The sequence below is a fragment of the Pseudomonas sp. BYT-1 genome (assembly GCF_023611805.1).
In the GTDB taxonomy this organism is placed as follows: Bacteria; Pseudomonadota; Gammaproteobacteria; order Pseudomonadales; family Pseudomonadaceae; genus Aquipseudomonas; species Aquipseudomonas guariconensis.
On record NZ_CP072559.1, the window covers coordinates 2367803 to 2380863 of the forward strand.

10 protein-coding genes are annotated in these 13061 nt (G+C 63.6%); 9 read left to right on the plus strand and 1 reads right to left on the minus strand.

The window, feature by feature from the left end:
- Positions 1-331 precede the first annotated feature (331 nt).
- Together quiC and J5X93_RS10910 are read left to right on the plus strand one after the other, a co-directional pair.
- Entirely contained in the window at positions 332-2239 is a 1908-nt protein-coding gene (gene quiC, locus J5X93_RS10905; RefSeq protein ID WP_182940991.1) for a 3-dehydroshikimate dehydratase QuiC, read from the plus strand.
- 146 nt (positions 2240-2385) lie between these two features.
- Complete coding sequence (locus J5X93_RS10910; RefSeq protein WP_043213716.1) at positions 2386-3057, plus strand: TetR/AcrR family transcriptional regulator; 672 nt, start codon at positions 2386-2388, stop codon at positions 3055-3057.
- Between the two features lie 36 nt (positions 3058-3093).
- Here the strand turns inward: J5X93_RS10910 and J5X93_RS10915 are convergent, their stop codons facing one another.
- A complete protein-coding gene (locus J5X93_RS10915) occupies positions 3094-4101 on the minus strand; it encodes a GlxA family transcriptional regulator (RefSeq protein WP_043213714.1) in 1008 nt (335 codons plus the stop codon).
- Positions 4102-4228: 127 nt separating this feature from the next.
- On the opposite strand from J5X93_RS10915, the gene J5X93_RS10920 reads away from it, so the two are divergent.
- From J5X93_RS10920 to creA, 7 genes are all read left to right on the plus strand, one after another.
- A complete protein-coding gene (locus J5X93_RS10920; RefSeq protein ID WP_043213709.1) occupies positions 4229-4696 on the plus strand; it encodes a hypothetical protein in 468 nt (155 codons plus the stop codon).
- A 76-nt stretch (positions 4697-4772) separates the two neighbouring features.
- Entirely contained in the window at positions 4773-4985 is a 213-nt protein-coding gene (locus tag J5X93_RS10925; protein WP_043213707.1) for a PLDc N-terminal domain-containing protein, read from the plus strand.
- 118 nt (positions 4986-5103) lie between these two features.
- Positions 5104-5601, plus strand: coding sequence for a GNAT family N-acetyltransferase (locus J5X93_RS10930; RefSeq protein WP_182940988.1), 498 nt, complete (start codon positions 5104-5106; stop codon positions 5599-5601).
- Positions 5602-5727: 126 nt separating this feature from the next.
- Positions 5728-7824, plus strand: coding sequence for a sensor domain-containing protein (locus J5X93_RS10935; RefSeq protein WP_232092029.1), 2097 nt, complete (start codon positions 5728-5730; stop codon positions 7822-7824).
- Positions 7825-8074: 250 nt separating this feature from the next.
- The gene (locus J5X93_RS10940) at positions 8075-8953 is read left to right on the plus strand and encodes a DMT family transporter (RefSeq protein ID WP_182940985.1); all 879 of its coding nucleotides are present in this window, start codon (positions 8075-8077) and stop codon (positions 8951-8953) included.
- A gap of 278 nt (positions 8954-9231) precedes the next feature.
- Positions 9232-11484 carry a catalase/peroxidase HPI gene (katG, locus tag J5X93_RS10945; RefSeq protein ID WP_250034842.1) on the plus strand — a complete coding sequence of 751 codons (2253 nt, stop codon included), beginning with the start codon at positions 9232-9234 and terminating at the stop codon, positions 11482-11484.
- 250 nt (positions 11485-11734) lie between these two features.
- On the plus strand, positions 11735-12946 hold the full coding sequence (creA, locus tag J5X93_RS10950; RefSeq protein WP_043213695.1) for a creatinase: 1212 nt from the start codon (positions 11735-11737) through the stop codon (positions 12944-12946).
- Positions 12947-13061: the final 115 nt, after the last annotated feature.

The following is a 13061-nucleotide window of genomic DNA, read 5'->3' on the forward strand; positions in this document are numbered from 1 at the left end:
GGTGCGGGTCGCAGGGCGAGGGAAGTGTGCATAGGTCGGTACCCGGTTATTGAATTTATTATGCCGTGACGCTGGGCCTGTCAGCACGACACCTGCTGAACGTGGGGGCAGGGGCCGTTGCTGGGGATTCATGGTTGTCCAGGGGCAGACCTGAATCAATTCGCCAAAACCGCTTTTGTTCGGTAATCGAACAAAAACTAACTGTTTCGTACAAAACGCATTGCGGGGCTGACTTTACCTGCGAATAATCGATCGTGCCAGGCTCCCACGGGCCTGTGACCGTCAGCCCGCGCAACCTTCGGGGGGCGCGCCAATAACAAGGAACTCCCCCATGCAGCGTTCGATTGCCACCGTGTCCTTGAGCGGTACATTGCCGGAAAAGCTCGAAGCCATTGCCGCTGCCGGCTTCGACGGCGTCGAGATCTTCGAGAACGATCTTCTGTATTACGCCGGCAGCCCCCGTGAAGTCCGTCAGTTGTGCCGCGATCTGGGCCTGGCGATCACGCTGTTCCAGCCGTTTCGCGACTTCGAGGGCTGCCGACGCGAGCGCCTGCAGAAAAACCTCGACCGCGCCGAGCGCAAGTTCGACCTGATGCAGGAGTTGGGCACCGACCTGGTGCTGGTGTGCAGCAACGTCCAGGCCGACGCCCTGGGCGATGAGCAGCTGCTGGTGGACGATCTGCGCCTGCTCGCCGAGCGTGCCGGCCAGCGCGGGCTGCGCATTGGCTATGAAGCGTTGGCGTGGGGGCGTCACGTCAATACCTACCAGCAGGTATGGAACTTGGTGCGCCAGGCCGATCATCCGGCCCTGGGGGTGATCCTCGACAGCTTCCACACCCTGTCGCTCAAGGGCGATCCGAGTGGCATCCACCAGATCCCTGGCGAGAAGATCTTCTTCGTGCAGATGGCCGATGCCCCGATCCTGGCCATGGATGTGCTGGAGTGGAGCCGGCATTTCCGCTGCTTCCCTGGCCAGGGTGAGATGGATCTGGCGGGTTTTCTCGCCCCGATTCTGGCCACGGGGTACCGCGGCCCACTGTCGCTGGAGATCTTCAACGACGGTTTCCGCGCCGCCCCGCCCCGGCAGAACGCCGCCGATGGCCTGCGCTCGTTGCTTTACCTGGAGGAGCAGACCCGCGTGCGGCTCGCCCAGCAAGCCCACACCGTGGAGCCGGGCGTGTTGTTCGACCCGCCGCCGGCCAGCGGCTACGAGGGCGTTGAGTTTCTCGAGTTCGCGGTGGACGAGGCCACCGGAGCGCATTTGGGCGCATGGCTCAAGCGCCTGGGCTTTGCCGAAAGCGGACAGCACCGCAGCAAGGACGTGCGTCTGCTGCGCCAGGGCGAGATCAATATCGTGCTCAATGCCGAACCCTATTCCTTCGCCCACAACTTCTTCGAGGCCCATGGCCCATCGCTGTGTGCCACGGCGCTGCGCGTCACCGACGGCCAGGCCGCCCTGGGGCGGGCGACCGCTTATCGAGGACAACCGTTCCGTGGATTGGTCGGCCCCAACGAGCGGGAGATCCCCGCTGTGCGCGCCCCCGACGGCAGTCTGATCTATCTGGTGGAGCAGGCGGGCGAGGGCCAGACGATCTATGACAGCGATTTTCGCCTCGACCCGCAGGCCATTCCCAGTGGCGGCCTGCAGCGCATCGACCACATGGCCCTGGCGCTGCCGGCCGAGTCGCTGGACAGCTGGGTGCTGTTTTACAAGAGCCTGTTCGATTTTGCCGCCGACGACGAGGTGGTGTTGCCCGACCCCTATGGTCTGGTCAAGAGCCGCGCCCTGCGTAGCGCCTGCGCCACGCTTCGGCTGCCGCTGAACATCTCGGAAAACCGCAACACCGCCATCGCCCACGCGCTTTCGAGCTACCGTGGCTCGGGCGTGCACCACATCGCCTTTGCCTGCGACGACATCTTTGCCGAGGTGGCCCGGGCCAAGGAAGCCGGCGTGCCGCTGCTGGAAATTCCGCTGAACTACTATGACGACCTGGCGGCGCGCTTCGACTTCGACGATGAGTTCTTGAGCGAACTGGCGTACTACAACGTGCTCTATGACCGCGATGCCCAGGGCGGGGAGCTGTTCCACGTGTACACCGAGCCGTTCGAGGGGCGGTTCTTCTTCGAGGTCCTGCAGCGCAAGGGAGATTACGCAGGGTACGGCGCGGCCAACGTGGCGGTGCGCCTGGCGGCGCTGGCCAAGGCGCGCAGCGGGGCAGGGCGCAAACCGGTCCTGTGATGACTCTGGGTTGCGGTGCTTCGACAAGGGCCCACCAGACCAGGTAGGGCCCCCAAACCTGACCACCCGACCAACACCACGCTTCCCTGCATCGTCCCGCTCGCGGATAATCCCACCCCATTGAAAACAACAGCCTGCGAGTGGGTATGAGTGATTCGGTAGTCAATCTCGGCCAGCCTGAGATCGAAGGGCCGCGCAAGTCGCGCAAGAACAACCCCGAAAAAACCCGCGAGGATATCCTCCAGGCCGCCATTCACGAGTTCGTCCAGCAAGGTCTGGCCGGGGCGCGGGTCGACGCCATCGCCGAGCGCACCGCCACCTCCAAGCGCATGATCTACTACTACTTCGGCAGCAAGGAGCAGCTGTACGTCGAGTGCCTGGTCAAACTCTACGGCGATATCCGCAAGACCGAGCACAGCCTGGACCTGGAGTCTCTACCGGCCGTGCAGGCCATCGAGCGGCTGGTGGAGTTCACCTTCGACCACCACGACCATAACGTGGATTTCGTCCGCATCGTCTGCACCGAGAACATCCACTACGGCGAGTACGTCAAGCAATCGCCGGTCATCCGCGAGATGAGCAGTCTGGTGCTTGAAGCGTTGGGCCGCACCTTGCGCCGGGGCGTGGAGGAGGGCGTGTTCCGCGCCGGTATCGAGGTGATCGACCTGCACATGCTGATGAGCTCGTTCTGTTTCTACCGGGTATCCAATCGCCACACCTTCAGCGAGATCTTCCAGATCGACCTCTCCGACGAGCAGATCAAGCAGCGCCACAAGCAGATGATCTGTGACGCGGTGCTGCGCTACATCCGCGCTTGATTCATGCCTTCGGGGCTGCAAAGCAGCCCCAGAAACTCATTCGCCCAGCCGTTGCTCGCGCGAGGGTGGATACCCGAAGTACGCCGCATAGCACTTGCTGAAGTGCGACACCGAGACAAAGCCGCAGGCCACCGCCACTTCCATCACTGACAGGTCGGAGTACTGCAGCAGGCGGCGGCTCTTGGTGATGCGCAGTTCCATGTAGTAGCGCCGTGGCGAGGTGCCGAGCTGCGCCTGGAACAGGCGGTCGATCTGGCGCCGCGAGCGTCCGCTGTAGGCGGCCAGCTGGTCGAGGCTCAGGGTTTCCTCAAGGTTGTTCTCCATCAGTTCGACGATGGTGCGCAGATGCAGGCTCATGGACTTCTTCGCCCCCGGCCCGACCTGGCGATAGCGGGCGCCGGAGAACGAGAGAATCTCCTCGACCCCTTCGGCCAGCGCATCGCCATACAGGCGTCGGACCAGGCCGAGCATCAATTCCATCGCGCCGTTGGGGCTGGCGGCGGTCAGGCGGTCACGGTCGAGGGTGAAGCTGGCCGGTGTCAGGCGGGTTTGCGGGCTGCGCTCGGCAAGGCTGGCGCGCTGCTCTGGATGAATGCTGCAGCCGTAGTCGTCGAGCACGCCAGCGCGACCGAGGAACCACGCGCCGTTCCACAGCCCGCCCAGCGCCATGCCATGGGCGGCGCAGTCACTGAGCATGCGGTCGAGTTCGGGGTACTTGAGCGGCGTGCGCAAGCCGCCACAGATCACCAGCAGGTCCAGCTCCTTGAGGCTGGCGGCGTTCAGTTCGCTGGCCACCAGCTCTAGGCCCAGGTCGCTCAGCACCCGGTCGCCCTTGGGCGAGAGCGGCGTGAAACGGAAGCTGTCGGCGCGCAGCAGATTGGCCGTCACCAGCACATCCATCGCCACGGTGAAGCTGGCCATGGAGAAGTGTTCGAGCAGGACGAAGTCGACCCGATAGGGCATCTGACCGTTACCGGCAGTGGACTTGAGCCTCAACATGTTGCTGGTGCTGGTTTTCTGGCTGAACTGGCGTGGCGTGGACACTGCTGACTCCGCTTCCTGGCTGGCCGGATGAGTGTGCTGGGAGTCTGCGGGAAAGACAACCGGAGCACGCATGGCGGGCGCAGGGTCACTGGGCTATGCTGAGCCACCGCCTCGAGGACAATCCCCGATGAAATACGCCGCCGCATTGCTGCTGAGCCTGCTCCCACTGCTGGCCCAGGCGCTGGAGTCGGGCGACACGCTCGCACCCTGGACGCTGCTCGATCAATACGACCAGCCCTACAGCCTCGATACCGACACCCGCATCCTGCTGGTGGCACGCGACATGGATGGCGCAAAGCTCGTCAAGGCCGCCTTGGCCGAGCAACCCAAGGGGTATCTGCAAGCGCGTCATGCTGTGTTCCTTGCTGACATCCAGCGCATGCCCGCGATCATCGGCAAGCTGTTCGCCATCCCCGCCATGCGCGATTACAACTACCGCGTGGTGCTCGACCGCGAGGGACGGGTGGCCAGCCGCTATGGCGTCGGGGAGGGTCAGGTGCTGTGGCTGCAACTGGATCACCGGGTGCTCGCCGGGCAGCGGGTGTACACCGATGCCACGGCGCTCAAGGCCGCCCTGGAGCGTGCCACGCCCTGAGCCAGCCTGACGGATCCGACTGAACCCTTGCGCCTGAGCGTCGCCCAATGCAGTACATGCTTACGGGAGAACGCTCATGGAAATCGGAACGATCTGGATCATTGTCGCGGCCATTCTCATCCTGCTGGAGATCGTCGCCATCTGGCACATCATCGGCAGCGACCGGCGTGCCGAACGCAAGATGCTATGGGTCGTCTTCGTGGTGTATGTGCCCTTGCCAGGGCTGATCTTCTGGGCCTGGAAAGGGCCGCGAGCGGTCAAGGGCAGGGCGGTGCTGGAAGAACGATGATGGCCAGGGCCGCATCGCCTTGCGCCGCAGGCTGTCGCCAGTTCCCAGGGGGAATCCGGGGCGCAACGCGCCCCGCGAACTTCGCTAGAATCCCACCTCTTTTTCGCCGAGCCACACCATGCACGCCCCCCTCCAACTGCTCCAGACCTCCGCCGATCAGGCCGAGCTGATCCGCAACCTCTACCAGTTCTACGCCTACGAGTCCTCCGACTGGGAAGCCGAAGACGTCGAAGTGGACGGGCGCTTCTATATCCACGAAGAACACCTGGTCCGGTATTGGCAATCGCCCGGCTGGAGTGCCAGCGTGATCTTGGTCGATGGCTTCATCGCAGGCTTTGTGCTGATCGAGCGCAGTGAGCTGCCGGGGCTTGCGGCCACGGAACTCGCCGACCTGTTCATTCTCAAGCGCTATCGCCGCCAGGGCATCGGCAAGGCCATTGCCCAGCAACTGCTATGCAGCGGTACAGGAGACTGGCTGCTGCGCTGCTACGCCCAAGACCCGCCTGCGGTGGCGTTCTGTCGCGCTGTGCTGGCGGACTTGCCCCGTGCCTGGCGGGTTATCGCCCTGGACGATGAGCCGCCGCTGCTCAACTTTCTGGTCTCGCCCGTCCACTGAGCTGACCATAAATTTTTGTGACGCACTTCACAAAACGCTTCCGGATAACGGCATAATGCCAGCACTTTGATGACTTCGATCCGGCCCTGACAGGCCGGCATGTTCCGTGCTGCCATAGGGTAAATCATGACGCCAGTCAGCCCCGACCTCATGTACCGGCTGTTGATCCAAAGTGTGGCGGATTACGCCATCTACCTATTGACCCCCGATGGCAGGGTGGCCAACTGGAATCCCGGAGCGCAGCGGGCCAAGGGGTATTCGAGCGAGGAGATTGTCGGCAAGCATTATTCGCTGTTCTACCACGAGGATGAACGTGCTGCGGGGCTGCCGCAGCAGAACCTCGAGCAGGCCCGGCGCACCGGTCGCTTCGAGGCCAGCGGCCTGCGCCTGCGCAAGGACGGATCGGCGTTCCATGCCCATGTGGTGATCGACGCGGTGCACGACGACCAAGGGCAACTGGTGGGGTTCGCCAAGACCACCCGCGACATCTCCGAGCACCGGCGCCAGGAGGCCGAGCTGCGCCAGGCCAAGCAGTTGGCCGAGCAGTACAGCCAGGAAATGGCCGACCTGTCGCGTTTTCTCGACTCGGTGATCGCCAACATCCCAGCCAGTGTCATCGTCCAGGACCTCGACAGCCAGCGCATCCTGCTGGCCAACCAGCAAGCCGAGCAGCTGTTTGGCGCTCAGGGCACATGCATGGTCGGCCAGTTGCCCGAGCAGTGCCTGGCACCTGAAGCTGCCCAGTACCTGACCCAGCAGCTGGCCCGAGGCGCGCGCAGCGTCAAGGGTTATGCCGATGAGAGTCGCGTGGCCACAGCGCTCGGCCTGCGCACCTTGCGCAGCAGGACGTTGCTCAGCCAGAACCGCGAAGGGCAGGCTGACTACGTGCTGTTCGTGGCCGAGGATGCCACCGAGGAACTGGCGGCCCACGCCCAGATCCACTACATGGCGCACCATGATGCGTTGACCGGCTTGCCCAATCGCACCCTGTTCAGCGAGCGGCTCAAGCAGGCGCTGGGCCGCGGCCAGGACAGCGGCAAGTTGACCGCGACCCTGTGCCTTGACCTGGATAACTTCAAGAACATCAACGACTCCCTCGGTCACGCCTTCGGCGACAAGCTGCTGCGCGCGCTGGGCAAGCGCCTGCGCCGCGAGTTGCGCGAGCACGATACCCTGGCCCGGCTTGGCGGCGATGAGTTCGCCGTGGTCCTGGCCGGGCTGGATACCCGCGAGGCCGCCTGCCATACCGCCCAACGCCTGATCGAGGCGATCAGCCCGCCGTTTCGCATCGAAGGGCATCAGTTTTCGGTGGGCGTGAGCATTGGCATCGCCCTTGCGCCGGACGATCATGGCCAGGCCGAGCAACTGCTCAGCTATGCCGACATGGCCCTGTACGAGGCCAAGCGCAACGGCCGTAACCGCTACGAATGCTTCAGCGTCGAGATGGATGTCGCTGCCCGCCAGCGCCGTCTGGTGGAGACCGACCTGCGCACCGCCTTGCACCTGGGGCAGTTGCAGTTGCACTACCAGCCAGTGGTGGACCAGCAAACCAACAGCGTCACCGGCTACGAAGCCCTGCTGCGCTGGGAGCACCCCACCCGTGGCATGGTCATGCCCATGGACTTCATCCCCATCGCCGAGGAAACCGGGCTGATCCACGAGATCGGCACCCGCGCCCTGAATCTGGCCTGCCAGGAAGCCGCCACGTGGGAAGGCACCCAGACGGTATCGGTGAACCTGTCCGCCGTGCAGTTCAAGAACGCCAACCTGGTACAGACCGTGGCCCTGGCCCTGGCCGATTCGGGGTTGGCGGCGCAGCGGCTGGAACTTGAGATCACCGAGTCGGTTTTATTGGGCAACAGCGAGGAAAACGTACGCACTCTGCGGGCGCTCAAGGATCTGGGGGTGTCGATTTCCCTCGACGATTTCGGCACGGGATATTCATCGCTCGGGTACTTACGCTCGTTTCCGTTCGACCGGATTAAGATCGACAAGTCGTTCGTCCATGACATGTGCGACAGCCGCGAAGCGATGTCGATCATTCGCGCCATCACCGAACTGTCCAACAGCCTGATGATCAAGACCACGGCCGAAGGGGTGGAATCGCCTGAACAGATGCGCCGCCTGGCGGCGGAAGGGTGCTCGCATTTCCAGGGCTACCTGTATGGCAAGCCGGCGCCAGCGAGCCAGCGGCTCAGGAGTGTCGTGCCCGTGCAAGGCTGAAGCTCGGCGGTGCTTGCTTGGCGGGTGAACTCGCCCCACAGGTTCGGTGTCGCTCTCAATTGCACCGCATACCTATAGAAGCGGGTTTACCCACGAACCGGCCGGAGCAGGTGGAGGCGGTACCCACACTGGCAAATCCGGTCGATCAGCGAACACAAACCCGTGCACGCCGATTTCTCATCCCGGTGCATCTCTTCTAGAATCCGCCCATACCTGCGCCGGCCCTGCCACGCGCGCCGTCGAGAGCGCCATGAGTTCCAGAACCCCGCTGTCCGGAGTCAACCAACCGCTGCGCGGCATCGCCCTGGTGGTCGTGGCAACGTTCCTGTTCGCCAGTCACGATGCGCTGTCGAAGTTCCTCGGTGGCTTGTACCCGATCGTCATGGTGGTGTGGGCGCGCTATCTGGTGCACACCCTGCTGATGGCGGGGATCTTCCTGCCCAAAGCCGGCATGGCAGTACTGCGAACCCGCCGGCCGCTGCTGCAGACCCTGCGAGCCCTGAGTCTGCTGAGCACCAGCCTGCTGTTCACTGCAGGCTTGCAGTATCTGCCGCTGGCCGAGGCGACGTCGGTCAATTTCCTGGCTCCGGTGCTGGTCACTGCGCTCTCGGCACCACTGCTAAAGGAGCGTGTCTCCCTCGGCCAATGGGTGGCGGTGGTGATGGGCTTTATCGGCGTGCTGATGGTTGTGCATCCGGGCGGGGCGATGTTCACGCCGGCGATCCTCTTCCCCCTGGGCTCGGCACTGGGTTTTTGCTTCTATCAATTGCTGACCCGCAAGCTGTCCGCCTATGACTCCCCGACCACCAGCAACTTTTACGCCGGGCTGTGCAACACCCTGGTGCTCAGTGCCCTGGTGCCGTTCTTCTGGCAACTGCCGCACTGGAATCACGCCTTGCTGATGCTGGCCTTGGGCGGCTGCGGCATGACCGCCCATCTGCTGCTGACCCAAGCCTTCCGCTTCGCCGCCCCAGCCTTGCTGGCGCCGTTCAGCTACTGTCAGATCGTCTTCGCAGGGCTGTTGGGGCTGGTGATTTTCAGCCAGGTACCTGAAACCAGCAGCCTGGTGGGCATCGCCATCATCTGCCTGAGTGGGTTGGGCGCAGCCTGGATGCAGCGCGGCAAGTGAACCTCGGCCCCCGAAAGTCCCAGCCTATTACCCCCACATAGCCACTCTATTAGAAACCTGCCGCCGCTCGGCTAGTCTTCATTCTGCCCCGTGACAACGGCGGGTGGGCGTGGGCAGGGATACCCCTCGGGGCGCCTGCTTTTTCCGCCGTTGACGAGCCTGTGTCGGGCTTTCGCCGACGCGACCTGATGAGGGGGCGCATGAGCTTGCGTGCTCAACCGATCGAACACCTGGCCTAGACCGGGAAATCTGGACAACCGACCCAAAGGTACACGCAGATGTCGAACGAATCGAAATGCCCGTTTCATCAAACCGCGGGTGGTGGCACCAGCAACCGTGACTGGTGGCCGGACCAGCTGAACCTGAAGATCCTCCACCAGCATTCTGCCAAGTCCGACCCGATGGATCCCGGTTTCGACTACGCCAAAGCGTTCAAGAGCCTCGACTTCCAGGCCCTCAAGCAGGACCTGCACGCCTTGATGACTGACTCCCAGGACTGGTGGCCCGCCGACTTCGGCCACTATGGCCCGCTGTTCATCCGCATGGCCTGGCACAGTGCCGGTACCTACCGCATCGGCGATGGTCGCGGCGGCGCAGGCTCTGGCCAGCAACGTTTCGCGCCGCTCAACAGCTGGCCGGACAACGTCAGCCTGGACAAGGCCCGGCGCCTGCTCTGGCCCATCAAGCAAAAATACGGCAACAAGATCTCCTGGGCCGACTTGATCGTGCTCACCGGCAACATCGCCCTCGAATCCATGGGCTTCAAGACCTTCGGTTTCTCCGGCGGGCGCGCAGACGTATGGGAGCCGGACGAAGACGTTTACTGGGGCTCCGAGAAGGTCTGGTTGGGAGGCGACACGCGCTATGGCAAGGCCCAAGCCCCAGGCCAGGGCGACCTGGTGGCCGAGCCGCAGAAGCACGGTGAAGAAGAAAGCCGCACCCTGGGAGGGGAGCGTAACCTGGAGAACCCGCTGGCTGCCGTGCAGATGGGGCTGATCTACGTGAACCCGGAAGGCCCGGACGCCAATCCCGACCCTGTGGCCTCGGGCAAGGACATTCGCGAGACCTTCGGGCGCATGGCCATGAACGATGAGGAAACCGTGGCCCTGATCGCCGGCGGACATGCCTTCGGCAAGACCCACGGCGCCGGCCCCGCCGACAACGTAGGCCCTGAGCCAGAAGCCGCAGGCCTCGAGCTGCAAGGTCTGGGCTGGCAGAACAAGTTCGGTACCGGCAAGGGCGGCGACACCATCACCAGTGGCCTGGAAGTGACCTGGACGTCTACCCCGACCAAGTGGAGCAACGAGTACCTGGAGAACTTGTTCAACTTCGACTGGGAACTGACCAAGAGCCCGGCCGGTGCCCACCAGTGGCGGCCGAAGAACGGCGCCGGGGCAGGACAGATCCCCGATGCCCACGATCCTTCCAAGCGTCACGCGCCGGCCATGCTCACCTCCGACCTGGCCCTGCGTTTCGACCCGATCTACGAACCGATCGCCCGGCGTTTCAAGGACAACCCCGACCAGTTGGCTGATGCCTTCGCCCGTGCCTGGTACAAACTGATCCACCGGGACATGGGCCCGCTGTCACGCTACCTGGGCCCGGAAATGCCCAAGGAGGTGCTGCTCTGGCAGGACCCGATCCCGCCGGTGGACCACCCGCTGATCGACGATCAAGACATCGCCGCCCTCAAAGCCAAGGTGTTGGCCTCGGGCCTGAGCGTCGGCGAACTGGTCTCCACCGCTTGGGCCTCGGCCTCGACCTTCCGGGGTTCGGACAAGCGCGGTGGTGCCAACGGTGGCCGCCTGCGCCTGGCGCCGCAGAAGTTCTGGGCAGCCAACCAGCCTGAACAATTGGACAAAGTGCTCAAGGCGCTGGAGAAGATCCAGAGTGAGTTCAACGCCTCGGGCAAGAAGGTTTCCCTGGCCGATTTGATCGTGCTGGCGGGCTGCGCCGCGGTGGAAAAAGCTGCCAAGGACGGTGGGCACACAGTCAATGTGCCGTTCAGGCCTGGACGCATGGACGCCTCGCAGGAGCAGACCGATGTCGAGTCGTTCGGTGTGCTCGAGCCCTTGGCCGACGGTTTCCGCAACTTCACCAAAGCCCGCTACAGCGTCAAGGCCGAGAAACTATTGCTGGACAAAGCCCAGTTGCTGACCCTCACCGCACCGCAGATGACCGTGCTGATCGGCGGCCTGCGGGTACTGGGCGCCAATGTCGGTGGCAGCCGACACGGGGTCTTTACCGACAAGCCCGGTGTGCTGTCCAACGACTTCTTCCGCAACCTGCTGGACATGAGCGTGGAGTGGAAGCCGACCTCGGCGGACAACGAAACCTTCGAAGGTCGCGACCGCAAGACTGGCCAGGTGAAGTGGACCGGTACCCGCGTCGACCTGGTGTTTGGCTCCCACGCCCAGTTGCGGGCCTTGTCGGAGGTCTATGGCAGCAGTGATGGCCAGGACAAGTTCGTCAAGGACTTCGTCGCTGCCTGGGTCAAGGTGATGGAGCTCGATAGGTTCGACTTGAAGTGACCGTGGCTTGAGGGGCCTGTGCGCCCCCTATCGCGATACATGGCCGCCCCACAGGTGCTGCGCACGCCATTGCGCTGTGCCTGTGGGGCGGCCTTGTGTCTAGGTGATCCGCAAAAAGGCCGCCAAGGGGCGGTGGCCGTTTCGCCAATTTCAGGTCGGATAGATACAAAAGCGCCCTTGATCGTTCTGCTGCAATGCATCCCAGGCAACCGGCCTGAACAGCATGCCCATAACGACAAGGAAACCCACCATGCAAATGCCCAAGACCCTGAAGATCCACAATGGCGAGAAGGCCAAACCCACGTTCTGCGCCCAGGAATACGCTGCCCGCCAAGCCCGCCTGCGCGCCTACATGGCCGAGCATGACATCGAGGCGGCGATTTTCACCTCGTACCACAACGTCAACTACTACAGCGACTTCCTCTACTGCTCGTTCGGGCGCCCCTATGCGCTGGTGGTCACCCAGGACAAGGTGGTCTCGATCAGCGCCAACATCGATGGCGGCCAACCCTGGCGGCGGACGGTCGGCACCGACAACATCGTCTACACCGACTGGCAGCGCGACAACTTCTTCGTCGCCATCCAGCAGGCCCTGCCGCTGGCCTCGCGCATCGGCGTGGAGCATGACCATCTCAACCTACAGAATCATGCCAAGCTCGCTGCCTGCTATCCCAAGGCCGAGTTGGTCGACATCGGCGCGCCTTGCATGCGTATGCGCATGATCAAGTCCGCCGCAGAGCAGGCGTTGATCCGTCAGGGCGCGCGTATCGCCGATATCGGTGGCGCGGCAGTGGTCGAGGCCCTGCGCGATCAGGTGCCTGAGTACGAAGTGGCGCTGCATGCCACCCAGGCAATGGTGCGCGAGATCGCCCGCAGCTTCCCTGACGCCGAGCTGATGGACACCTGGACCTGGTTCCAGTCCGGGCTCAACACCGATGGTGCCCACAACCCGGTCACCAGCCGCACGGTGAGCAAGGGCGAGATCCTCAGCCTCAACTGCTTCCCGATGATCGCCGGTTACTACACCGCGCTTGAGCGCACCTTGTTCCTCGACCACTGTCCGGACGAGTACCTGCGCCTGTGGCAAGCCAACGTCGAGGTGCACGAAGCGGGCCTGAAGCTGGTGCGTCCCGGCATCCGCTGCTGCGACATCGCCCGCGAGCTGAACGAGATTTTCCTTCGTCATGACCTGCTGCAGTACCGCACCTTCGGTTACGGCCATTCCTTCGGCACCCTGAGCCATTACTACGGGCGCGAAGCGGGGCTGGAGCTGCGCGAGGACATCGACACCGTCCTCGAGCCAGGCATGGTGGTGTCGATCGAGCCGATGATCATGCTGCCCGAAGGGCACCCCGGCGCGGGTGGCTACCGTGAGCACGACATCCTGATCGTCAACGAGCACGGTGCCGAGAACATTACCCATTTCCCGTACGGGCCGGAGCACAACATCATCCGCAAGTGACCCTCGGGCACGGTCGCGGGCCTGCCCGCGACCTTCCCGCCAGTGACCGCTCGACCCTGCCGCCAATTACAAGAACAGAGGGTATCCGTCATGTCCCAGCGTCATTCCGTTGTGC